This window comes from Dysosmobacter sp. HCP28S3_G4 (assembly GCF_052065175.1).
Lineage (GTDB): Bacteria > Bacillota > Clostridia > Oscillospirales > Oscillospiraceae > Oscillibacter.
Genome location: NZ_JBQHUP010000032.1, coordinates 1 through 22,575, shown reverse-complemented (window position 1 = coordinate 22,575; position 22,575 = coordinate 1). Strand labels below are relative to the sequence as shown.

The following is a 22,575-nucleotide window of genomic DNA, read 5'->3' as shown; positions in this document are numbered from 1 at the left end:
GCGCAATATCACTGTATCTGAAAAAGAGGCTGACCCATGAAAAAAGTTCTGAAGCAATATCTGATCATTACTATCGGTTCCATCATCTACGCCGTGGCCTTCGATTGGTTCTTCGCGCCCAATCAGGTGGCTCTGGGTGGCATCACCGGTCTGGCGCAGGTCATCAACGCCGTGGTCCCGGCATTGTCCGTGGGCATTATGACCATCGTGATGAACGTGCCCCTGTTCCTGCTGGGCTGGAAGTTTATCGGCTGGCATCTGCTGACGTCGTCCCTGTTTGCCATGCTGCTGAGCTCCGCGGCCATCGACGCCATCGCCGCCGTCCACACCTTCACGTCCATGGACCCCATGCTGGCGGGCCTCTGCGGCGGAGCCCTGATGGGGTTGGGCCTGGGCATCGTGTTCTCCCAGGGCGCCACCACCGGCGGCACCGACGTGGTGGCCCGGCTGCTGAAGCTGAAGTTCCCCTGGCTGCCCATCGGCAACCTGGTGCTGATCCCGGACTTCGTCATCCTGTCCCTGGCGGCGCTGGTGTTCGGCCGGGTGGAGGCAGCCCTGTACGGCCTGATCTCCCTGTTCGTTCAGGCAAAGGTGATGGACACCGTGCTCTACGGCATGGACACCTCCAAGGTGGCCTACATCGTCACGGACCGCTGGAAGCAGGTCTCCGACGCCATCCTGGCCATGGAGCGGGGCGTCACCTTTCTGCGGGGCGAGGGCGCCTTCTCCGGTGCGGAGAAGCACATCCTGATGGTGGCCTTCAAGCAGAAGGAGATCGTGCAGATCAAGCAGCTGGTACATGAGACGGACCCCCGGGCCTTCCTCATCGTGGTGGACGCCCGGGACGTGCTGGGCGAGGGCTTCGGAGAATATCAGAAAGATGAGATCTGACGCGGCGTGACCGCGGCGGAACCCATACATTACTATATTGATTGCAGCGCGGCAGCGCGGGGAGGACATCATGGCAGATTTCACGGAAGTCAAAAAGAATCTGGAGCAGCGGGGCTTCACCGTCCGCAGCTTCGCCACGAAGGAGGAGGCCGCCGCCTATCTGGACGGAGCCATCGACGGCACCACCGTGGGCTTCGGCGGATCCGTCACGCTTCAGGACATGGGACTGTATGACCGGCTGGCCGCCCACAATCAGGTCCACTGGCACTGGGTCAACGGTCCGGAGGAGCGGAAGCAGGCCATGACCACCCAGGTGTACATCACCTCCGCCAACGGTCTGGCGGAGACCGGCGAGATCATCAACATCGACGGCGGGGGAAACCGGGTGGCCTCCACGCTGTACGGCCATGAGAAGGTATATTTCGTCATCGGCCGCAACAAGCTGGCCCCCACCTATGACGAGGCCCTGTGGCGGGCGCGGAACATCGCCTCCCCGAAGAACGCCCAGCGCCTGGGGTGCAAGACGCCCTGCGCCGTCAAGGGCGACCGCTGCTACGACTGCAAGAGCCCGGGACGCATCTGCCGGGGACTGGTGGTCCTGTGGGGGCCCATGATGGGCATGGAGGCCGAAGTCGTCCTGGTGGACGAGGAACTGGGATATTAAAGCGGGACTGATGCCCAACCGGCCTGACGGTCCAAAATGGATGAGAGGAGGACGCAGTATGAGAGCGATCCGGATATTGGCGGCGCTGGCGTGTGCCTGCATGCTCACAGGCTGCGCCTCCCTTCTGGACCGGGAGTACACCGTGGTGGAGGAGCACTCCAGTAAGTATTGGGAGAGCGGCACGGCGGATACCATGCGGGCGGAGTCCTATCAGGACATCGTCAACGATCTGCTGCTGCTGGTGGGCCAGCACACGGAGAACGCCATCCTGCGGCTTTATGGCTATGAGGACGACACCGTGGTGGCGGACGATCTGGAGCGGGCGGCCTCCGAGGTCCAGCTGGAGACGCCCATGGGGGCCTACGCCGTGGAGTATATCACCTCTGAGACCCAGCGCCAGCGGAGCTTCTACGAGGTCAGCGTCCGGGTGGGCTACCGCCGGAGCCTGGAACAGATCCAAGCGGTGGTGAACGCCACCAGTACGGCGGCCCTGCCGGACCTGCTGAACGCCGCCCTGATGGCGGAGAAGACGGAACTGGCGGTGCGGATCGGCTACTGGAACGAGGACAGCGCGTCCCGTGTGGAGCAGACCGTGGAAGAGATCCGGGAGAAGTGGGACCTGACGGAGACGCCGCCCTGGACGGTGGCGTACTATCCCGCCGAGGGAAAGGCGGGCCTGCTGGAATTCATTATGGACGGCACGCAGGAGCAGGTGCCGGAGCCGGAACCGGAAGACGCCGGAGAGGAAGCGGGGCAGAGCACGGAAGAGACCGCTGAAGGAAGCACCGAAGAGAGCGCCGGGCCCGACGGAACAGAGAACGAAAAAAATGGATGAGAAATTTGCGGAAAAGGATTGACAAACAGCGAAACGTCTGTTAAAATTAATCCTGTTCTGCGGGCATAGCTCATCTGGTAGAGCGCCACCTTGCCAAGGTGGAGGTAGCGAGTTCGAGCCTCGTTGCCCGCTCCATAGTATAACAGGACATCCGGTTTGGATGTCCTGTTTTTTTGTTCAGACGGAGAGAACTCGCTACCTCCACCCATGCGCGAAGCGCATCAAAATAAGAGGTCCGGCAGGGCTCCTGCGAATCGCCTCCGGCGATTCGTGGGATGCCGGTAGCGAGTCGAGCCTCGTTGCCCGCTCCATAGTATAACAGGACATCCGGTTTGGATGTCCTGTTTTCTTGTTCAGACGGAGAGAACTCGCTACCTCCACCCATGCGCAAAGCGCATCAAAATAAGAGGTCCGGCAGGGCTCCTGCGAATCGCCTCCGGCGATTCGTGGGATGCCGGTAGCGGGTTCGAGCCTCGTTGCCCGCTCCATAGTATAACAGGACATCCGGTTTGGATGTCCTGTTTTCTTGTTCAGACGGAGAGAACTCGCTACCTCCACCCATGCGCGAAGCGCATCAAAATAAGAGGTCCGGCAGGGCTCCCACGAATCGCCTCCGGCGATTCGTGGGATGCCGGTAGCGAGTCGAGCCTCGTTGCCCGCTCCAAGTATAACAGGACATCCGATTCGGATGTCCTGCTTTTTTGTTCAGACGGCGATATGGCAAGGCCAGAGACCCATTGGGCCTCCGGCCTTTTTCAATCGGCAGATCAATTGTCCAGCTTCCGGTGGAAGTTTCCGTCCACCTGGACGCCCTCCTGGACCACCAGGAACGCATGGGGATCGATGGCGTGGACAGCATGGCGCAGTTCTTCGATCTCATACTTGGACAGGCAGACGAACAGCACATGGACGGGCTGGCCTGTATAGGCGCCGGTGCCGTTCCACCAGGTGACGCCCCGGCCCAGCTTATCCATGACGAACCGTCCCAGGGCGGATTCGTCCTCCTTGGTGAAGATCATGGCCTGGACGCTGACGTTCTGCTGATGGGTCCGGTCCAGCACGATAGCCGTAAAGTAGTTGTAGATGACGGAGTAAATGGCCACGGTGGGGCTGAACAGCAGGGCACAGGCGGTGTACAGCACGGCGTTGAAGCTCAGACTGAATTTTCCCACTGTGAACTGGCTGCCCCGTTTGCTGAGGCACAGGCCCACAATGTCCAGTCCGCCGCCGCTGCATCCGCAGGTCAGCACGATGCCGCTGCCGATGCCGGTGAGGATGCCGCCCAGCAGACAGGCGGTGAGGGTATCGTCCAGAAGGGGTACCGCGGGGGTGGGGACGATGCTGTAAAACAGGGAGTAGGCCGTGGTGCAGATCAGCGTCCGGATGACCAGTCCCCGGCCTAGCGTCTTGTAGGCGAACAGCAGGATGGGCACGTTCAGAAGATAGTAGAGGATACCGGCAATGTCATAGGTGCCGAACAGAATGCCCAGCTGGTCCTGCAGCAGCGTCCGGATGACCTGGCACAGGCCCAGCAGGCCGCCGGTGTACAGCCCCAGAGGCACGATGAACAGATTCAGAGCCGCGGCGCAGAGCAGTTCGCCCAGCACGGCGGCGGCCAGCCGCAGCCAGCGGTGGTGCAGGGTCGTATAAAACATATGGCAGGCCCTCCTCGTGATCGGTCTCAGTTTCCGATGTTTCTTCCCTGATTATACGGAGAAACCGGCGGGACCGCAAGAGGCATTTTCACACCTGCCTCACGACAGACTCAGAAGCCGTAGCGCAGACAGCGGCGGAGCCGTCCCTTGGCCCGCTGGAGGGTCCGGGTGATGGTGGAGGGATTGACGTGCAGCTCCCGGGCGATCTGCGTCACGGACAGGTCCTGGTCAAAGTGCATGGCCAGCACCTGCCGCTGCCGGGGCGTCAGCTCCAGCTCCCGGGCCTGACGGAGATTCCGCTTCAGCCGGGACAGCTGTTCCGAGTTGTCCTCCGCGTTCTCCCGCATCCAGACCTGGAGGTCGGCGTTGAAGTCGATGACCCGCTTCTTAGAGGCTGTATTTTTCATTGCGGTGATACCCCCTGTCGTAGTAATGGGCGGTGAGGGCCGCCAGCTCCCGCATCTCTTTCAGCAGAGGCACCAGGGCGCTGATGCGGCTTTGCAACTGCCGGACAACCTCTGGGTCCACGGCCTCCCGCTGGGCCAGCCGCAGCTCCCGGATGCGGGTCCGGAGCAGGTCCGCGCTGTCCAGATATGTAGTGGAAAGCTCCAGCAAAGTCATAGACGTTCCTCCTCTCCCACAATGCGCCGGCAGGGCCGGTAATCCTGGCGGGCGTATTCCGGCAGGCACTGGCCGCAGATGACGGCGCCGTTGATGACCCAGCAGCATTCGCCCGGACCGATCTCCGTCCCGCAGAGGGAACAGAGGACCCGCCGGGTGTGAATTTCGGGTGTGAATGACGTCAAAAAAATTCCTCCTAAAAAAGCAAAAAATGTGGTTGACAAAAAGGCAGGTTTCTGCTAATATATCACTGTTGCTGGTCCGCTGGTGTAGCTCAGCTGGTAGAGCAGCTGATTTGTAATCAGCAGGTCGGGGGTTCGAATCCGTCCACCAGCTCCACCATAATTTCATATGGGGGAATTCCAGAGCGGTCAAATGGGGCAGACTGTAAATCTGTTGCTTATGGCTTCGATGGTTCGAATCCATCTTCCCCCACCACGCGAAAGCGCTTGCGAAAGCAAGCGCTTTCGTTTTTATTTTCCACTGACAGAAGCGGCCTGCCGCAGGAATTGACAGAAACTCTGTAACAACACAAGAATTCTACAAGTTTCTTGTGAACAAGACTGTTATATCACAAGTAACTTGTGATGTCAAGAATAAATTTACAAGTTTCTTGTAAAAACAAATTGACAAGTCCTGTGACATCCGATAGAATAAAGGCATCAGTGAGAGGAAGGGAGGCGTCTGTGATGCGGTTCGGTGAGCGTTTGCAGGCCCGTCGGGAGGAGTTGGGGATCTCTCGGGCGGAGCTGGCGGAGCAGCTGGAGGTATCGCCCTCGGCGGTGAGCAACTACGAAAAGAGCATTAGCTTCCCCAAGGAGACGGTTCTGCTGCGGCTGTTCGACGCGCTGAAGATGGAGCCGAACATGCTGTTCCGGGACAGCTATCACGGCGTCCAGCCCGTCTACTCCCAACGGGAGCGGAAGCTCCTGGAGCGCTATCGCTCCCTGCCCGCCGTGGGACGGGACACGCTGGACTCCCTGGCAGAGGCGCTGTGTGCCTACCGGGACGAGATGGAGCAGGCCCGGCCGGACCGGGAGGAACGGCTCATCCCGCTGTACTGTTCCCCCGCGGCGGCGGGCTATGCCGCGCCGGTGATGGGAGAGGACTACGACCTCATCCCCGCCGGGGAGGACGTGCCGGCAGGGGCGGAATTCGCCGTCCGCATCCAGGGCGACTCCATGGCGCCGCTGATCGCCGACGGCTCCGTGGTGTACGTGAACCGGGACCCCATGAAGGCGGGAGATGTGGGCATCTTCTGCGTGGACGGGGCCATGGTGTGCAAGCAGTATTACAAGGACCCCCTGGGCATGGTGTATCTGCTCTCCCTGAACCGTCAGCGGGCGGACGCCGACGTGGTGCTGCCGGAGAGCAGCGGACGGTCGCTGGTGTGCTTCGGCCGCGTGATGATGCGGGGCCAGCCGGTGCCCGGAAAAGTGTAAACGGTGTAAACGATGAAAAAGCGCCCTCCGCGGACAATGGCTGTCCTCGGAGGGCGCTGTTGTTTCCAAGAGGGGGATAGGAACGGGACTTTACACCGTGGCGAAGCCGCCGTCCACCGCCAGCACCTGGCCGGTGATGAAGGACGCCTTCTCCGACGCCAGAAAGACCACGGCCTGGGCGATGTCCTCCGGACGGCCCAGCCGGCCCAGGGGCGTCTCCTCAATGAGACTGTCGACGGTGTCCCGATCCAGCACCCGCACCATGTCGGTGTCGATGCAGCCGGGGGCCACAGCGTTGACCCGGATGTGGGAGGGGGCCAGCTCCAGCGCCAGGGACCGGGTCAGAGCCACGATGCCCGCCTTGGAGCAGGCGTAGCCCACCTCGCAGGAGGCGCCCCGCAGTCCCCAGATGGAGGAGATGTTGACGATGGCCCCGGCCTTTTCGTGGAGCATGTGGGGCAGCACCGCCCGGGCCATGTTCCGGGCGCCGGTGAGGTTCACCGCCAGACACCGGTCCCAGTCATCGTCGGTCATATCCTGAAACAGTCCGGCGTAGGAGATGCCGGCGTTGTTCACCAGAATGTCCACCGGTCCCAGCGCCGCCTCCGTCTCCCGGACCATGGCCTCGCAGGCCGCCGGGTCCGCCACGTCCGCCTGAACCACCAGACACCGGCGGCCCATGGCCGTCAGCGTCTCCGCCGCGGACCGGGCCTCTGCCTCATGCTGAATATAGTTGACGCAGACGTCACAGCCCTCCCGGGCCAGAGCCTCCGCCACGGCCCGGCCGATCCCCCGGGCCGCCCCCGTCACCAGCGCCACCTTTGCCATTCGCGCCGCCTCCTTCTCTGCATTCTGATGAGTTTTCCCGATCATTATACCACACCTCCGCCTCCGGCGCCACTCCAACGGAAAAAGAGACAGACAGGACCAGCCGGTCCGGCTGGTCCTGTCTGCGGAAGATTGGATGAAAAAGAAGTTTTGCCTCTTGCAAGTATTAAGATACAGAAGGTTTGTTAACGAAGACAGCCCCGTTTGTTACAAAAGTTTTAAATCTTTTTCCGGACCCGGGCGAAAAATGTTCCCGACCAGGCGTCCCGGCGCCGTCCGTACCCTGAAAAAGCAGAAATTTCTTTACCTTTGCCGGGAAGTTTGCTATAATTAAAAAGTTATCGTGGAGTTTTTTTCTGCCGGGCGGATGGAGGCGGCAGGCCGCTGTACCCCGTCCGGACAGGAGCGAGAGAGGAGGAAACTCCTTTGAAGTATGAGAAATGGAAGATCGGCGAGCCGAAGCAGCAGGACGTGGACCTGCTGCGCTCCGCCGGATACCCCTATCTGCTGAGCACCGTGCTGGCGTCCCGGGGCGTCACCACGCCGGAACAGGCGGCGGTGTTTCTGGACCGGGAGCGGAAGCTGACGCTGTCGCCCCTGCTGATGCGGGACATGGACAAGGCGGTGGCCCGGATCCAGCGGGCCATCGCGGACCGGGAGACCATCGCCGTGTTCGGCGACTACGACGTGGACGGCATCACCGCCACGGTGGTGCTGACAGATTATCTGAAGCGCTGCGGCGTCCGGTGCCTGCGGTATATCCCCCGGCGCATTGAGGACGGCTACGGCCTCAGCCGGGACGCCATCCGCGCCCTCCGGGACCAGGGGGCCACCCTGATGGTCACCGTGGACTGCGGCGTCACCGGAAACGAGGAGGTGGACTACGCCAACTCCCTGGGGCTGGATGTGGTGGTGACAGACCACCATGAGTGCAAGGCACCGCTGCCCAACGCCGTGGCGGTGGTGGACCCCCGCCGGGAGGACTGCACGTATCCCTTCCCCCATCTGGCGGGCGTGGGCGTGGCGCTGAAGCTGGTGCTGGCCCTGGGGGGCGAGAGCCGGGCGGACGCCCTGTTCAACCGCTACTGCTCCCTGACGGCCATCGGCACCATCGCCGACGTCATGCTGATGGACGGCGAGAACCGGGTCATCGTCTCCCGGGGCCTGGAGGCCCTGCCCCACACGGATTTCGTGGGCGTCCACGCCCTGCTGAAGGAGGCGGGGCTGCTGGGCAAGCCCGTCACCTCCATCCAGATCGGCTTCGTGCTGGCGCCCCGGATCAACGCCGCCGGACGCATGGGCGAGGCGGATCTGGCGGCGGAGCTGCTGGAGACCGGCGACCCTGAGGAGGCGGAGCGGCTGGCCCGTCAGCTGTGCGACCTGAACCGGGAGCGGCAGACGGTGGAGCAGACGATCTGCTCCGACGCCGTGGCCCAGATCGAAAAGCTGCCGGAGGAGTCCCGCAGCGCCCTGGTCCTGGCCAGCGAGAACTGGCATCAGGGCGTGGTGGGCATCGTGGCCTCCCGGCTCAGCGAGAAGTACTCCTGTCCCAGCTTCATGATCCATCTGAAGGACGGCACGGGCAAGGGCTCCTGCCGGTCCTACGGCGGCTTCAACCTCTATGCGGCGCTGGAGAGCTGCGCCGACCTGCTGGACGGATTCGGCGGCCATGAGCTGGCGGCGGGCTTCACCATCCGGGAGGAGAATATCAGCGCCTTCCGGGCCAGGATGAACCGGTTCGTCCGCTCCTCCATGGACGGGGCGCTGCCGGTGTCCTCCCTGGACATCGACGCCGCCATCGGCTGCCCCGCCGGCGTGACGCTGAACGAGGTGGAGGAGCTGTCCCGGCTGGAGCCCTATGGCTCCGGCAATCCCCGGCCGGTGTTCGCCCTGCTGGGCGCCACGGTGGACGCGGTCCAGACCGTGGGACAGGGGCGGCATCTGAAGCTGCGGCTCAGCAAGGGCACCTGCCGGTTCGACGCCATCTTCTTCTCCGTCACGGCGGAGGAGCTGGGCCTCACCGCCGGGGGACGGGTGGACGCTGCCTTCTATCTCCAGGCCAACACCTTCCGAGGCACCACCACGCTGCAATTGCAGCTCATCGACCTGCGGCCCTCCCTGACCCCCAGCCGCCATGAGGCGGCGGACCTGGATCTGTGCCGCCGGTGCTGTGAAGGCGAGCGGCTCACGCCCCAGGAGCGGTCCCGGCTGCGGACCAGCCGGGAACAGTTCGGAACTTACTGGACGCTGCTGGAACGGCAGCTCCATCAGCTCCGTCAGAGCCAGCTGGAGGACGCGGAGCTGCCTTTCCTGCGGCGGCTGGCTGCCGCGGCAGGCGGAAACGAGAGCTTCCTCCGGGCCGTTCTGGCGCTGGAGGTGTTTACAGAGCGGGGCCTTCTGGACATGGACCACGACGCCGGACGCCTGCGTCTGCGTCTGATCCCCGCCCATGGAAAGGTGAATCTGGCCGCCTGCCCCTATTTGGAGCGGCTGGACGATCCCGTTCCAAGGAAGAATTGAGGTGAGCATGAGCATGATGATCACGACTACCGAGCAGATCCGAAACGAGTACGACAAGCTGGAGGCCACCGTTCGGGACTACAATCCCTCAGCGGACCTGGGCCAGATCCGGGCGGCCTTCGAGTACGCGGAGAACGCCCACCGGAACCAGCGCCGCAAGAGCGGCGAGCCCTATATCATCCATCCGCTGGCCGTGGCCCAGATCGTGGCGGAGGAGCTGAAGCTGGACAGCGAGTCCATCGAGGCCGCCCTGCTCCACGACTGCATCGAGGACACCGCCGCCACCCACGACGAGATCGCCAAGCTGTTCTCCCCCACGGTGGCGGAGCTGGTGGAGGGCGTCAGCAAGCTGACCCGCATCCAGTACGCCACCAAGGAAGACGAGCAGATGGAGAATCTGCGGAAGATGCTCATCGCCATGTCCAAGGACATCCGGGTCATCCTCATCAAGATCTCCGACCGGCTCCACAATATGCGGACCATGGAGTACCAGTCTCCCGCCAAGCAGAAGCAGAAGTCCCTGGAGACCATGGAGATCTACGCCCCCATCGCCCACCGGCTGGGCATGCAGCGGATGAAGTGGGAGCTGGAGGACCTGTCCCTGAAATATCTGGACCCCGTGGGCTTTGACGAGATCGTCTCCAAGCTGTCCGTCAAGCAGAAGGAATACGACGCCTTCATGAAGAAGACCCAGGACCAGATCGACCAGCGGCTGACGGAGCTGAAGATCCGGCACGTGGTCTACGGCCGCATGAAGCACCCCTACTCCATCTACCGGAAGATGTTCAACCAGAACAAGTCCCTGGATGAGATCTTCGACCTGTTCGCCTTTCGTGTCATCGTGGAGAACGTGGGAGACTGCTACAACGTTCTGGGCGTCATCCACGACATCTACAAGCCCATTCTGGGCCGGTTCAAGGACTATATCGGTACCCCCAAGCCCAACGGCTACCAGTCCCTGCACACCACCGTCATGGGCACCGACGGCATTCCCTTCGAGGTGCAGATCCGCACCCGGGAGATGCACGAGATCGCCGAATACGGTGTGGCCGCCCACTGGAAGTACAAGCAGGGCGGCGTGGGTTCCGGCACGGAGGGCCGCTACGAGTGGGTCCGCCGTCTGCTGGAGAACCAAGAGGGCACTGACGCCGAGGAGTATATCCACTCCCTGAAGATCGACATGTTCTCCGACGAGGTCTTTGTGTTCACTCCCAACGGCGACGTGCAGAACCTGCCCGCCGGGGCCACGCCCATCGACTTCGCCTACGCCATCCACTCCGCCGTGGGCAACCGCATGGTGGGCGCCAAGGTCAACGGACGCATCGTCACCCTGGACTCCACCCTCAGCAACGGCGACATCGTGGAGATCATCACCTCCAAGGCCTCCAAGGGCCCCAGCCGGGACTGGCTGAAGATCGCCAAGTCCAGCGAGGCCCGCAGCAAGATCCGCCAGTGGTTCAAGAAGGAGAAGCGGGAGGAAAACATTGTCAACGGCCGGGCCGCCATGGAGGCGGAACTGAAGCACTGCGGCATCCCTATGAAGGACGTGCTGGACCCGGCGGTGCTGCCCAACCTGCTGAAGCGGGTGTCCTACGGCTCGCTGGACGATCTGTACGCGGCCATCGGCTACGGCGGCTTCACCGCCCAGAAGGCCGTCAGCCGGATGCAGGGCGAGCTGAACCGGGTGGCCAAGCAGCAGGCGGAGAAGGCCGCCCTGGCCGCCGCCGCGGAGGAGAAGCCGGCGGAGGAGAAGCCGGCGGCCCCCGGCCCCAAGAAGGTCAAGAGCGAGCAGGGCATCATCGTGGAGGGGCTGGACAACTGTCTGGTGAAGTTCTCCAAGTGCTGCACCCCGGTGCCCGGCGACGAGATCGTGGGCTTCATCACCCGGGGCTACGGCGTGTCCGTCCACCGGGCGGACTGCCCCAACGCCAGTCCGGAGCGCCGGAACGCCCCGGACCAGAAGGGCCGGTGGATCAAGGTCTCCTGGGGCACCGACGTCAACGAGAAATATCATACCTCCGTGGAGCTGGTGTGTAAGGACCGGCGGAACCTCCTGCTGGACATCTCCGCCGCCCTGTCCGTGTCCAACGCCTTTGTGCTGGGCATCCAGTCCCGCAGCACGGAGGACAACTTCGCCATGTTCCACATCGAGATGAACGTCATCAACGGCAAGCATCTCAAGGAGATCATGAACAAGCTGAATCAGGTCTCCGGCGTGCTGAAGGTCATGCGGCCAGCGGGATAATTCAAGGGGGAGCAGGCTCCCCCTTGAGGAACCCCCACCACCAGTGACGCCGCGTCACTGGTGCCGCCGCCCCCCGACGGCTGGAGTCTCGGTATTTTTCCGACGTACACGCCGCCGGAAAAATGATTACGGCAGATTCTTTCGCCTGATGGGCAAAAGAACCGGGAACCTACGGTTCCCTGGCCCCTCCCTCCTTCTTTCGCCTGATGGGCAAAAGAACCGGGGGAAACCCACGGTTTCCCCCTGGCCCCCTTTCCCTGGCTTCCCCCGGCGGGCGAAGCCGATGCGCTGCGGCGCGGGAGCAGCGGGCGGGGGCGTTTTTGGCGCTTCCTTAATTTCTACCATTCACTTTCAGGAGGTTTCTGTTTATGCGCGCAGTTGTTACGCGGGTCCACCATGCTTCAGTCACCATCGACGGAAAGGTCAACGGACAGATCGGACGGGGATATCTGGTCCTGCTGGGCGTGGGACCCAATGATACGGAGGACACTGCCGTCAAGCTGGCGGACAAGATCTGCAACCTCCGGGTGTTCGAGGACGAGAATGAGAAGATGAATCTCAATCTGGAGCAGGTGGGCGGCGCGCTGCTGGTGGTGTCCCAGTTCACCCTGTACGCTGATACCTCCTCCCGCCGTCCCGGATTTACCGGCGCCGCCAAACCGGCCCAGGCCATCCCTCTGTACGAGAAGTTCATGGCCCATTGCCGGGAGCGGGGCTTCGACGTCCAGCACGGTGAGTTCGGCGCCGATATGCAGGTGGATTCCCTGAACGACGGCCCTGTCACTATCCTGTTCGACACCGAGGGCAAGCTGTAACCCCTATCCCCTCACTCCTATCTCTCTTGGAGGTGTTCCATGGAAATCAAAGTTCTGCAGGTGGGCCCCATCGGCACCAACTGCTATCTGCTCATCGACGAAAAAACCAAGCTCTGCGCCGTCATCGATCCCGGCGGGGACGCTGACCGCATCCTGGCCGCCCTTCGGAAGCTGGACGTCCAGGTGTCCCACATCCTGCTGACCCACGGACACTATGACCACACCGGCGCCGTGCTGGAGCTGTGCGCGGCCCTGCCGCCGCTCAGCGTCTATATCCACCGGACCGATTTCCACAGCACGGACGCCCGGCTCTTTCAGCTGGAGGACCAGCTGGAGGCCGCCGGCCGGCTCCCCGTTGTGAAGTTCTACGGAGAGGGGGACCATGTGGCCCTGGGCGGCCTGGACATCCGGGTGCTGCACACCCCCGGCCACTCCGCAGGTTCTGTAACTCTCCAGTGTGAAAATATACTGTTCTGCGGCGACACGCTGTTTGCCGGCTCCTGCGGACGGACGGACTTCGCCGACGGCAGCATGACGCAGATGATGGCCTCCCTGAAGCGGCTGGGAGAGCTGGAGGGCAATTACGCCGTCCTGCCCGGCCACATGGAGACCAGCGACTTGGATACGGAGCGGGCACGGAACCCCTATCTCATCCAGGCTATGCGGGGTTGAGCCATGAAGCTGGTATTGAAGGGCCACGACGAGCGGTACGTGGTGGAGCAGAGCCTGATGAATCTGTTCCCCGGCGAGCTGCCGGTCTATGAGCCTGTCCAGCCCGGGGACGACGCCTGGGCCATCATCTCCCTGCGGGAGGATGACTGCTGCCGCGTGACGGTGGAGCTGTTCTGGCACGGAAAGACCGCCGCCTACAGCTGCGGCTGCCGTCTCACCGGCACGGACTTTGAAAAAGAGGGCCAGCGCCGCCACGCCATCGCCAGGGGCTTTTTCCTGGCGGCCCGGCAGGCCACCGGCGTCACGCCCCCCTGGGGGATGCTTACCGGCGTCCGTCCCGACAAGCCGGTGACCTGGGCTCTGGAGAAGGGAAAGACGCCCCGGGAGGCCGCGGCCATGCTGGAGGAGGACTATTTCGTCACCCCCAAGCGGGCCGCCCTGGCGGCGGAGACCGGCTCCGTGGCGGTGCGGGCCGCCCGGGAGCTGGGCCCGGCGGACATCGCCGTCTACGCGGGCATCCCCTTCTGTCCCACCCGCTGCGCCTACTGTTCTTTTGTCAGCCAGTCCGTGGAGAAGAGCTTCTCCCTGGTGCCGCCCTATGTGGACGCCCTGATCGACGAGATCCGGGCGGGCGGACGGATGGTCCGGGAGCAGGGACTGCGGGCCCGCAGCTTTTACATGGGCGGCGGGACACCCACCACCCTGACGGCGGACCAGATGGACCGGGTGCTGTCCGCCTTTGAGGAGACGTTTGACACCGCCGTCTGCGACGAGATCACCGTGGAGGCGGGACGGCCGGACACCATCACGGCGGAGAAGCTGGCGGTGCTGAAGCGCCACGGCGTCAGCCGGGTGTCCGTGAATCCTCAGACCATGGAGGACCACGTGCTGCGGGCCATCGGCCGCTGCCACACGGCGGCGGACATCGGCCGGGCCATGGAGCTGGTGGACGCGGCGGGGTTCAAACACGTGAACATGGACCTCATCGCGGGCCTGCCGGAGGACACGCCGGAGGGCTTCCGCCGGTCCCTGGACGCCTGTCTGTCCTTCGGGACGGACAATGTGACGGTCCACACCCTGGCGCTGAAAAAGGGCAGCGCCATCCTGAACCAGGGTCTGGCCATTCCCGCGCCGGAGGAGGTGGCGGAGATGCTGGACTACGCCGAGCCTGTCCTGCGGCAGGCGGGCTACGCGCCCTACTATCTCTACCGGCAGAAGTATATGTCCGGCAGCTTCGAGAACATCGGCTGGTGCCGTCCCGGCGCGGAGTGCTGGTACAACGTGCAGATCATGTCGGAGCTTTGCTCCATTTTGTCCTTCGGCGCCGGCGGCTCCACCAAGATGGTGGAACCGGGCACCAACCACATCCAGCGGGCCTTCAACCTGAAATACCCCCTGGAGTATATCCGGCGGCCGGAGAAGTGGCAGTCCAACCAGGCGGAATTCGCCGCCTTCTACAACGATCTGAAAGGAGCTTCCAACTGATGGCATACTCTCTGAAAACGATCAATGAATCCATCCGCTCGGACCCGGCGGCCTTCGTGGCCGAATGCGAAGCCGCCCATGCCAAGAAGATCCAGGACGCCGCCAGACGGATCGCCGAACACCGCAGTGAATCCCATATCGTGCTGCTGTCCGGTCCCTCCGGCTCCGGCAAGACCACCACTGCCCTGAAGATCGAGGAAGTCCTGGACAACAGCGGCGTGGAGACCCACACCATCTCCATGGACAACTATTTCAACACCATCGACCCGGATACCGCTCCCCGGAACCGGGAGGGCAACATCGACTACGAATCCCCCTTCTGTCTGGACATCGACCTGCTGAACCGGCACTTCTCCATGCTGGACCGGGGGGAGACCATCCACATCCCCAAGTACGAGTTCGCCCGGCAGATGCGCTCCGACATTCTGTCCCAGCCCCTGAAGCTGGGACCTGACGAGCTGGCCATCTTCGAGGGCATCCACGCCCTGAACGACGTCATCATTGGCAAAAATCCCAAGGCCTTCAAGCTGTATATCGCCGCCCGCAGCAACGTGGTGGACGAGGACGGCACCGTGGTGTTCCAGCACGCCTGGTTGCGGCTGTGCCGCCGCATCGTCCGGGACTACAAGTTCCGGGGCAGCGACGCGGACTTCACCCTGAAGATGTGGCCCAACGTCCGCCGGGGCGAGAAGCTGTACATCTCCCCCTACAAGGAGAACGCCAACCTGATGTTCGATTCCTCCCTGGCCTGCGAGTTTTCCGTGCTGAAGCCCTTCATCGTGCCGCTGCTGGAGAAGGTGCCCGCCGGGAAGTATCCGGAGGCGGACAGCATTCTCAAGGCCTACGAGCGCATCGAGCCGCTGGATGAGAAGTACGTCCCCGCCAACTCCCTGATCCGGGAGTTCATCGGCGGCAGCACGTTTTCCTACTGACCGGAGCCGCAGCGTTTTTGGACGGCATGGGCGTATTTTCCCTGCCGCCTGAATAAGAATGTACACAGCAAAGGAGGCACCGCTATGAACGGACAGGATCTTCTGGACAGCGCGGAGCAGGCCGTCAGGGCCGCCGGAGAGCTGGCCGGACAGCTGGTGGACCAGGGACGGCTCCGCCGCCGGCTGGCGGAACTGCGGGCCCGGACGGACGAACATCTGCGCCGGGTAGGCGGGATGATGTACGACACCCACACCGGGTCGCCCGTTCCCACGGAGGACCTGGTAGCGGAGCTGCGGGCCATCGATGAGCTGAAGCGGCAGACGGCGGATCTGGAGGCCCGTCTGCCCCAGTCCGCCCGGCGGAGCGTCTGCCCCTGGTGCGGCGGCGCGGCGGAGCCCGGCGACGTCTTCTGCCGGGACTGCGGCAGAAAACTGTGACGGATACTGATTTCAAATGAAATTCTTTCATTTGAAATCCTCCGCGCTTCCCACGATAAAAGCCCTTGAGGTTTTTATCAGGGTTTCGTATGATTTCCGGATTTGAGGTAATCCATCCATGTCAAAACAGCATAAAAAGCAATCCTTCCTGGCGGGCGCTGCCATTCTGGCCGCCGGTAACCTCATTGTCAAGGGCATCGGGTTCTTCTACAAGATCCCCCTGAGCAATATCCTGGGCAGCGAGGGCAAGAGCCACTTCACCGTGGCCTACAACATCTATAACCTCCTGCTGTCCATCTCCACCGCCGGACTGCCGCTGGCCATCTCCAAGCTCACCAGCGAGGCCTACGCCCTGGGGAAGGAGAACGAGAAGCGGAAGATCTTCCGCACCGCCATCTGGCTGTTCGTGGTCATCGGACTGGCGGGCTTCCTGCTGGTGTTCTGCGGGGCGGACCAGCTGGCGGTGCTGATGGAGGACGAACTGGCCAGCCTCGCTATCCGGTCCCTGGCGCCGGCGGTGTTCTGCGTGTGCCTGCTGTCCTGTATGCGGGGCTATACCCAGGGACAGGGGAACATGCTGCCCACGGCGGAGTCCCAGATCCTGGAGGCGCTGTTCAAGCTGGGCATCGGCCTGCCGCTGGCATGGTACGTCCTGCAGATCGGCTTCGGCGTGGAGGTCAGCGCCGCGGGCGCCATTCTGGGCGTCACGGCGGGCACCGTGGTGTCCATGCTGTTCCTGATGGGCTATCTGGCCTGCCACCGCAGCGCCGGGGTCTCCCGGGATGTGCCCTCCGGCAGCGGGACCATCATCAAGAAAGTCCTCTCCATCGGCATCCCCATCACCATCAGCAACTCCGCCATGGCCATCATCACCCTGGTGGACAACAAGATCGTCCTGGGACAGCTGAAGTCCATCTCCGGCTTCCTCAGCGACACGCCGCTGGCTCTCAACGGCCAGTACACCATGGCCATGGATCTGGTGAACCTGCCGGCGTCCTTCGTCTACCCCGTGTCCATGAGCCTGCTGCCCTTCGTGGCGGCGGCCCTGGCCCGCCGGGACCACGAGGGAGCTGCCCGCACCGTGTCCTCCGCCTTCCGGCTCATCGCCCTGCTGGCCCTGCCCTGCGGCGTGGGACTCAGCGTGCTGTCCACCCCCATCTGCGTGCTGCTGTATCCCATGCAGTATGAGGACGCCCTGGCCGCCGGCCCCCATCTGCGGATCCTGGGTCTGGTGTGCATTTTTATCTGCATCATGAGCCTGACCAACGCCATCCTCCAATCCTACGGCAAGGAGATGCTGCCCATCTTCACGGTGATCGTGGGTGGTCTGACGAAGATCATCCTGAACTACTTCCTGGTGGGCAATCCGGACATCAACATCCAGGGCGCGCCTGTCGCCTCTTTCTGCTGCTATCTGGTCATCGCGGCGCTGAACATGTTCTTCGTCTGGAAATACTCTCCTCTGAAGCCCCGTTACATCCAGATGTTCGCAAAGCCAGCGCTGGCCTCTGCCCTCATGGGCGGCGCGGCCTGGGCCACCTGGGGATTCCTGGACCGGGCACTGTCCGGGGGAATGTCCGGCTACATGGCCAACGCTGTCGCCACCATGGGCGGCATCGCGGCCGGCGTGGCGGTGTACTTCATCCTGGTGATCGCCCTGCGGATCCTGCGGGCGGAAGACGTGAAAAATATCAAAAAAGGGGATGCGATCATCCGGATCCTGCATCTGAAATGAAATTTTTCTGAAACTTCTGTGTGAATATTTATTTTTCTTGCAAAGGCGGGCAACTTATGGTAGATTTTCAATGTAAAGAGAGATACGATTACAGTGATCTTCTCCAGATCATGAAGCTACTCCGGGAACCGGGGGGATGCCCCTGGGACCGGGAGCAGGACCACCAGTCCATCCGGCGGAATTTTCTGGAGGAGACCTGCGAGGCGGTGGAGGCCATCGACAACGGCGACATGACCGGGCTCTGCGAGGAGCTGGGGGATGTGCTGATGCAGGTGGTGTTCCACGCCCAGATCGAGACGGAAAAGGGCGGTTTCACCATGGCGGACGTGGTCGACGGCGTCTGCCGGAAATTGGTGTACCGCCATCCTCATGTCTTCGGCCAGGTCCAGGTGGACGGCAGCGAGCAGGTCCTGAAAAACTGGGAGGTCCTGAAGCGGAAGGAGAAGGGACAGTCCTCCACCGCCGACGCCATCGACGCCGTGGCCAGGACCCTGCCGGGCCTGTGGCGGGCGGAGAAGATGCAGTCAAAGGCCGCCAAGGCCGGCTTCCGGTGGCCCTCGGAGAAGGGCGCACTGGACAAGCTCACCGAGGAGGTGGGCGAACTGCGGGAGGCAGTGGAATCCGGACGTCCTGCCGGCGCGCCCCACGGCGTGGCGGAGGAGGTGGGCGACGTGCTGTTCATGGCGGCCAAGGTGGCCCGTGACCACGGCATCGACCCGGAGGAGGCTCTCCACCATTCCTGCGACAAATTTGCCCGCCGGTTCCGTTCCGTGGAGGAGCAGGCGGGGGACAGGCCCCTGGACGGCCTGACAGAGGCGGAGCTGCTGTCTCTGTGGGACCGGGCCAAGAAGAGTGAGTCTTAAAAGCAGGCGCTCCCTGCGTTAAGAATAGAAGACGCGAAAGAGCAAGCATCAAAATTTACAGGAGGATAACACTATGAACAAAGCAGAACTGATCAATGCCGTCGCCGCTTCCGCCGACGTTTCCAAGAAGGACGCCGAGGCTGTCGTATCCGCTATGCTGGAGACCATCACCGGCGCTCTGAAAGAGGGCGACAAGGTGCAGCTGGTGGGCTTTGGCTCCTTTGAAGTGAAGAAGCGGGCCGCCCGTACCGGCCGGAACCCCAAGACCAAGGAGGCCATCGAGATCCCCGCCTCCGTCGTGCCCGTGTTCAAGGCCGGCAAGGCGCTGAAGGACGCCGTTTCTAAATAAAGGGGGAGCAGGCTCCCCCTTTAGAACCCCCACCACCAGTCTGCGAACTGGTGTCGCCGCCCAGGGCGGCTGGGGCATCGGTATTTTTCCGACGTACACGCCGCCGGAAAAATGATTCCGGCACATTGCTCTGCCCTGCGGGCAGAGCAACCGGAAAAACCGTAGGTTTTTCCTGGCCCTTTTCCTTGGCGCCTTTCGCTGAAGGCGAAAGGCGCATGAGCGGCGACGGGGTTTTGCGCGTGATCGACTGCGGCTGCCGGTACGAGGTCGTGCCGGCAGCCTTGCCATAAGGAGATGACCTCTATGCGTTTGGATAAATACCTGAAGACCGCCCGGCTCATCAAACGCCGGACCGTGGCCAACGAGGCCTGCGACAACGGACTGGTCACCGTCAATGGCCGGCCCGCCCGGGCCTCCTACGAGGTGAAGGTGGGTGACACCATCTCCATGCGGTTCGGGATGCGGACCGTCACCGTGGAGGTGCTGTCCGTCCAGGAGAACGTGCGCCAGGCGGAGGCCGCGGCGCTGTACCGGGAGGTCTGACCGTTCTATCCCCCCGCCCCGGCGCATACATTGGCGTCAGGGGAGGGACGGACTGATGAACAACGATTATGCCGCGAATTTTACCGCCGGAAGCCATCGCCTGGAGCTGGAGGGCCGGGAACGCCTCACCATCACCGGCGTGGAGGATGTGGAGCGCTTTGACGAGACAGGCATCGTCATGTCCACCACCGCCGGCATCCTGACCATCACCGGCGAAGGGCTGCACATCGGACAGCTGTCTCTGGAGGGCGGAGAGCTCCATGTGGACGGCCGGGTGGACGCCATCGCCTATGAGGAGGCGGACCAGTCCCGGGGCGGACTGCTGCGCCGCCTGTTCGGCTGATATGAAAAATGAGATCTCCGTTCAGCTGCTGACATTCGGCCAGTCCATCCTGCTGGGCGGCGGCATCGCCCTGCTCTATGACCTGCTGCGGCCCCTGCGCCTGCGCCATCCCCGTCTCACCTGGCTCACCGACGGCGCCTACTGCCTGACGGCGCTGCTGACGGTGTTTCTGTTTCTGCTCCGGCGCGTGGAGGGCGTCCCCCGGCTGTATGTACTGCTGGGACTGCTGGGCGGCGGCATGCTGTTTTTCGGACTGCTGTCGGCGCTGCTGCGTCCGGTGTGGGAGTTCTGGGCGGATACGCTGGCCTGGACTCTTCATCTGCTAGCGGTTCCGGTCCGGAGCGCGGCGGCACTTTGCAAAAAAATCGGGATCCGATGCAAAAATCTCTTTTATTTTGCTCGAAAATGCTATACAATAAGAAACACTGGAGGGATATCCGCCCTCCATTCCACCAGAGGAGGCGGGAACCATGGCAAGAGCGGCAAAAACAAAGCAGCCCAGGGCAAAGGCCGGCTTTTTCACAAAGGTCCTGATCCTCGTCCTGCTGGCGGCCCTGGGCGGCCAGCTGCATCATCTGCGGGGCCAGGTGGCCCAGGCGGAGGCGGAAAAGGCCCGGTACGAGGCCAAAGTGGAGGCCCAGCAGCTGGAAAACGATCAGCTGCAGGAGGGCATCGATAACGGCGGCAGCGAGGAGGAAATGAAAAAGATCGCCCGCCGGGAGCTGGGGCTGGTGGACCCCAACGAGAAAGTCATCTATGACACCAGCAATTGACCGGCTGAAGCGGCCTTCCGGTGTGTGCGGAGCGCCGCGGAACCATCCGGTTTTTTGAAACATCGCGGAAGGAGAAAGCATAAATTTTATGGAGCCTGAGGTCGGGAGCATTCTGGAAGGAAAAGTCACATCCATCATGAAGTTCGGCGCGTTCGTCTCTCTGGGGAACGGCAGGTCCGGACTGGTACACATCTCGGAGATCGCCAACACCTTTGTCAACGACGTCCACGATTTTCTGCAGGAGGGTCAGGAGGTCAAGGTGAAGGTCCTCTCCACGGAGAACGGGAAGATCAATCTCTCCATCAAAAAGGCGCTGCCCCAGGAGCCGCGCACCGGCGGCCAGCGGCCGCCCCGTCCGGCCGGACAGCAGCGTCCCACCGGCGCACCGGTCCGCCCCTCCGGCGGTCCCCGGTTCACCCAGGCGCAGCAGCCGCTGCCCCCCTCCGGCGACCTGTCCTTTGAGGACAAGCTGAAGAAGTTCATGACCGCCTCCGAGGGAAAGATGGCGGACTTGAACCGCAACATCGACGGTAAGCGGGGCGGACGGAGAAGAAAGTGAATCTCCGGCCGGCAAAATGACCGCAGCCATTCGTGTCAGCATGTACCGCGCGGGATGCCCTTTGGGAAGGGGCATCCCGCGTTTGTGCGCTCCGGCGCTGGAGCAGTCTCCCAAATTCGCCAAAGAAAGTGCCGGTTCGCCAAAACTTTCGGTTGCAATCCCGCCGGATCTGCGCTACTATGATATCGGAAGCTTTCCAATATCCCACCCGCTTGAGCCGCCCGCCATTCCTTGGCCGGCGGCCCTTTTTTGCGAAAATGCGGGAGAGGCAATGGGCGGACCGGAGTTTGAACTTTTTTAAAACTGATGACAAGCCCTCTTTTCAAAAGAGGGCTTCTGTGCTATACTGAATTTACAGAGGGGAAGCCCTCTCTGGCATACGAAAGGAGCGATAGGTATGAAGTGTACGTTTTCCTGCAAGAAAGTCTCCCTGAGCGATTCCATCAAGGATTACGCCGAGAAGAAGATCGGCAAGCTGGATCGCTATTTTCAGGAGGAGCCCTCTGCTTTCGTGACCTTTTCCGTGGAAAAGACCCATCTCTGCTCTGTAGAGATCACCATTCGGGGCAATAACGGCACCCTGCTCCGTGCCCAGCGGTCTGCTCCGGACGGAGATATGCGCGGAGCCGTGGATGCGGCCTGCGGCTATATTGAGCGCCAGATCCTGAAGAACAAGACCCGGCTCTCCAAGCGCCTGCGCAGCGAGGCGTTCCCCACGCCTGCCCCTGACGATGAGTTTGAAGTGGCGGAGGAGAAGGAATTTGACATCATCCGCACCAAGCGGTTCTCCGTGAAGCCCATGAGCCCCGAGGAGGCCATTCTGCAGATGAACCTGCTGGATCACTCCTTCTTTGTGTTCCGCAACCAGGAGGACAATACGCTGTCCATCGTCTATCGCCGCAACAAGGGCGGCTACGGCCTGATCGAGACCGGCGAGGAATAAGCATCCATACGGACTGTTTGAAACAGGACAGAATAAACGGGACCCCGGCTTTGGCCGGGGTCCCGTTTTGTCGTTTTTCAAGGGATCAGGCGTGATCCACCGCGTACATGTGGGCGATGAGGTCCAGGATCTTGTTGGTGTAACCCCACTCGTTGTGTTGTCTCTATCAGTAAAATTTCCCTTCAAACACTTGAAAACACGTCATTTTCGGTACAATAGCCACATAATTTGGGACAAAGTTTATTCTCAGGATATTAGTCAGATTTTATCCTGTTTCCCACGGTTTATTATACTTGGTATTCTCATAAAAAGCTAGGGAACCTCTGAATAATAGCCTTTGTCCTGTTCCTGCTCAATGTATTAGCCGCTATTTGCACTTGGTTAAGGTAATTTAAGCGAAAAAATAGCCATTATTTCTCTGCTT

Annotated in this window: 24 protein-coding genes, 3 tRNA genes and 2 pseudogenes; 24 read left to right on the top strand and 5 right to left on the bottom strand. The window is 62.2% G+C overall.

Translation table 11 applies throughout. The features are described 5' to 3' along the window. The first annotated feature begins 36 nt into the window (after nucleotides 1-36). The 4 genes from ACTNBU_RS08665 (at nucleotide 37) to ACTNBU_RS08650 (ending at nucleotide 2,525) form a co-directional block, all read left to right on the top strand. Complete coding sequence (locus ACTNBU_RS08665) at nucleotides 37-891, top strand: YitT family protein (RefSeq protein WP_441032875.1); 855 nt, start codon at nucleotides 37-39, stop codon at nucleotides 889-891. A 70-nt stretch (nucleotides 892-961) separates the two neighbouring features. Then, nucleotides 962-1,555: a lactate utilization protein gene (locus ACTNBU_RS08660; RefSeq protein WP_441032872.1), complete on the top strand. Its 594-nt coding sequence runs from the start codon at nucleotides 962-964 to the stop codon at nucleotides 1,553-1,555. Between the two features lie 58 nt (nucleotides 1,556-1,613). Next, on the top strand, nucleotides 1,614-2,390 hold the full coding sequence (locus tag ACTNBU_RS08655) for a hypothetical protein (protein WP_441032869.1): 777 nt from the start codon (nucleotides 1,614-1,616) through the stop codon (nucleotides 2,388-2,390). Nucleotides 2,391-2,449: 59 nt separating this feature from the next. After that, nucleotides 2,450-2,525: transfer RNA gene (locus ACTNBU_RS08650), tRNA-Gly, on the top strand. A 632-nt stretch (nucleotides 2,526-3,157) separates the two neighbouring features. Here the strand turns inward: ACTNBU_RS08650 and ACTNBU_RS08645 are convergent. From ACTNBU_RS08645 to ACTNBU_RS08630, 4 genes are all read right to left on the bottom strand, one after another. Continuing rightward, nucleotides 3,158-4,045 carry a YitT family protein gene (locus tag ACTNBU_RS08645; protein ID WP_441032866.1) on the bottom strand — a complete coding sequence of 296 codons (888 nt, stop codon included), beginning with the start codon at nucleotides 4,043-4,045 and terminating at the stop codon, nucleotides 3,158-3,160. A gap of 110 nt (nucleotides 4,046-4,155) precedes the next feature. Continuing rightward, the gene (locus ACTNBU_RS08640) at nucleotides 4,156-4,452 is read right to left on the bottom strand and encodes a sigma-70 family RNA polymerase sigma factor (RefSeq protein ID WP_441032863.1); all 297 of its coding nucleotides are present in this window, start codon (nucleotides 4,450-4,452) and stop codon (nucleotides 4,156-4,158) included. Beyond that, the gene (locus tag ACTNBU_RS08635; RefSeq protein WP_441032861.1) at nucleotides 4,433-4,666 is read right to left on the bottom strand and encodes a hypothetical protein; all 234 of its coding nucleotides are present in this window, start codon (nucleotides 4,664-4,666) and stop codon (nucleotides 4,433-4,435) included. Before ACTNBU_RS08635 ends, ACTNBU_RS08640 begins: the two co-directional genes overlap by 20 nt. Beyond that, a complete protein-coding gene (locus tag ACTNBU_RS08630) occupies nucleotides 4,663-4,851 on the bottom strand; it encodes a hypothetical protein (RefSeq protein WP_441032859.1) in 189 nt (62 codons plus the stop codon). Before ACTNBU_RS08630 ends, ACTNBU_RS08635 begins: the two co-directional genes overlap by 4 nt. 78 nt (nucleotides 4,852-4,929) lie before the next feature. Between ACTNBU_RS08630 and ACTNBU_RS08625 the strand changes: the two genes are divergently transcribed. The 3 genes from ACTNBU_RS08625 (at nucleotide 4,930) to ACTNBU_RS08615 (ending at nucleotide 6,108) form a co-directional block, all read left to right on the top strand. Continuing rightward, a tRNA-Thr gene (locus ACTNBU_RS08625) sits at nucleotides 4,930-5,005 on the top strand. Nucleotides 5,006-5,019: 14 nt separating this feature from the next. Then, nucleotides 5,020-5,104: transfer RNA gene (locus tag ACTNBU_RS08620), tRNA-Tyr, on the top strand. Between the two features lie 251 nt (nucleotides 5,105-5,355). Continuing rightward, the gene (locus tag ACTNBU_RS08615; protein WP_441032856.1) at nucleotides 5,356-6,108 is read left to right on the top strand and encodes an XRE family transcriptional regulator; all 753 of its coding nucleotides are present in this window, start codon (nucleotides 5,356-5,358) and stop codon (nucleotides 6,106-6,108) included. 90 nt (nucleotides 6,109-6,198) lie between these two features. Here ACTNBU_RS08615 and ymfI read toward each other — a convergent pair whose 3' ends face one another. Beyond that, nucleotides 6,199-6,936 (bottom strand): elongation factor P 5-aminopentanone reductase, encoded by a 738-nt coding sequence (ymfI, locus tag ACTNBU_RS08610; protein ID WP_441032853.1) that lies wholly within the window; start codon nucleotides 6,934-6,936, stop codon nucleotides 6,199-6,201. A 426-nt stretch (nucleotides 6,937-7,362) separates the two neighbouring features. Here ymfI and recJ point away from each other — a divergent pair, with 426 nt between their 5' ends. From recJ to hpf, 17 genes and pseudogenes are all read left to right on the top strand, one after another. Next, nucleotides 7,363-9,456, top strand: a complete 2,094-nt coding sequence (gene recJ / locus ACTNBU_RS08605) for a single-stranded-DNA-specific exonuclease RecJ (RefSeq protein WP_441032851.1) — start codon at nucleotides 7,363-7,365, stop codon at nucleotides 9,454-9,456. A gap of 7 nt (nucleotides 9,457-9,463) precedes the next feature. Continuing rightward, nucleotides 9,464-11,701: a RelA/SpoT family protein gene (locus tag ACTNBU_RS08600; protein ID WP_441032848.1), complete on the top strand. Its 2,238-nt coding sequence runs from the start codon at nucleotides 9,464-9,466 to the stop codon at nucleotides 11,699-11,701. Nucleotides 11,702-12,069: 368 nt separating this feature from the next. Beyond that, complete coding sequence (gene dtd, locus ACTNBU_RS08595) at nucleotides 12,070-12,516, top strand: D-aminoacyl-tRNA deacylase (RefSeq protein WP_441032845.1); 447 nt, start codon at nucleotides 12,070-12,072, stop codon at nucleotides 12,514-12,516. 39 nt (nucleotides 12,517-12,555) lie between these two features. Further along, nucleotides 12,556-13,188 carry an MBL fold metallo-hydrolase gene (locus ACTNBU_RS08590; protein ID WP_441032842.1) on the top strand — a complete coding sequence of 211 codons (633 nt, stop codon included), beginning with the start codon at nucleotides 12,556-12,558 and terminating at the stop codon, nucleotides 13,186-13,188. A gap of 3 nt (nucleotides 13,189-13,191) precedes the next feature. Further along, nucleotides 13,192-14,673, top strand: a complete 1,482-nt coding sequence (gene hemZ, locus ACTNBU_RS08585) for a coproporphyrinogen dehydrogenase HemZ (protein ID WP_441032839.1) — start codon at nucleotides 13,192-13,194, stop codon at nucleotides 14,671-14,673. Further along, complete coding sequence (locus ACTNBU_RS08580) at nucleotides 14,673-15,605, top strand: uridine kinase family protein (RefSeq protein ID WP_441032836.1); 933 nt, start codon at nucleotides 14,673-14,675, stop codon at nucleotides 15,603-15,605. Before hemZ ends, ACTNBU_RS08580 begins: the two co-directional genes overlap by 1 nt. Before the next feature lie 84 nt (nucleotides 15,606-15,689). Next, on the top strand, nucleotides 15,690-16,043 hold the full coding sequence (locus ACTNBU_RS08575) for a hypothetical protein (RefSeq protein WP_441032833.1): 354 nt from the start codon (nucleotides 15,690-15,692) through the stop codon (nucleotides 16,041-16,043). A 118-nt stretch (nucleotides 16,044-16,161) separates the two neighbouring features. Continuing rightward, on the top strand, nucleotides 16,162-17,778 hold the full coding sequence (locus tag ACTNBU_RS08570) for a putative polysaccharide biosynthesis protein (RefSeq protein ID WP_441032830.1): 1,617 nt from the start codon (nucleotides 16,162-16,164) through the stop codon (nucleotides 17,776-17,778). Nucleotides 17,779-17,834: 56 nt separating this feature from the next. Continuing rightward, entirely contained in the window at nucleotides 17,835-18,641 is an 807-nt protein-coding gene (mazG, locus tag ACTNBU_RS08565) for a nucleoside triphosphate pyrophosphohydrolase (protein ID WP_441032827.1), read from the top strand. A gap of 49 nt (nucleotides 18,642-18,690) precedes the next feature. Then, nucleotides 18,691-18,990, top strand: a pseudogene (locus tag ACTNBU_RS08560) (HU family DNA-binding protein); the annotation flags it as partial. Nucleotides 18,991-19,293: 303 nt separating this feature from the next. Beyond that, complete coding sequence (locus ACTNBU_RS08555) at nucleotides 19,294-19,533, top strand: RNA-binding S4 domain-containing protein (protein ID WP_441032824.1); 240 nt, start codon at nucleotides 19,294-19,296, stop codon at nucleotides 19,531-19,533. 55 nt (nucleotides 19,534-19,588) lie between these two features. Further along, nucleotides 19,589-19,876, top strand: a complete 288-nt coding sequence (locus ACTNBU_RS08550) for a YabP/YqfC family sporulation protein (RefSeq protein WP_441032821.1) — start codon at nucleotides 19,589-19,591, stop codon at nucleotides 19,874-19,876. Continuing rightward, nucleotides 19,794-20,129, top strand: a pseudogene (gene yabQ, locus ACTNBU_RS08545) (spore cortex biosynthesis protein YabQ); the annotation flags it as partial. The gene ACTNBU_RS08550 and the pseudogene yabQ, both read left to right, overlap by 83 nt. Before the next feature lie 217 nt (nucleotides 20,130-20,346). Further along, complete coding sequence (locus ACTNBU_RS08540; RefSeq protein ID WP_441032818.1) at nucleotides 20,347-20,649, top strand: FtsB family cell division protein; 303 nt, start codon at nucleotides 20,347-20,349, stop codon at nucleotides 20,647-20,649. 88 nt (nucleotides 20,650-20,737) lie between these two features. Beyond that, complete coding sequence (locus ACTNBU_RS08535) at nucleotides 20,738-21,208, top strand: S1 RNA-binding domain-containing protein (protein WP_441032815.1); 471 nt, start codon at nucleotides 20,738-20,740, stop codon at nucleotides 21,206-21,208. A 16-nt stretch (nucleotides 21,209-21,224) separates the two neighbouring features. After that, on the top strand, nucleotides 21,225-21,509 hold the full coding sequence (locus tag ACTNBU_RS08530) for a hypothetical protein (RefSeq protein ID WP_441032812.1): 285 nt from the start codon (nucleotides 21,225-21,227) through the stop codon (nucleotides 21,507-21,509). A 96-nt stretch (nucleotides 21,510-21,605) separates the two neighbouring features. Continuing rightward, nucleotides 21,606-22,151 (top strand): ribosome hibernation-promoting factor, HPF/YfiA family, encoded by a 546-nt coding sequence (gene hpf / locus ACTNBU_RS08525; RefSeq protein ID WP_441032810.1) that lies wholly within the window; start codon nucleotides 21,606-21,608, stop codon nucleotides 22,149-22,151. The last annotated feature ends 424 nt before the right edge of the window (nucleotides 22,152-22,575 follow it).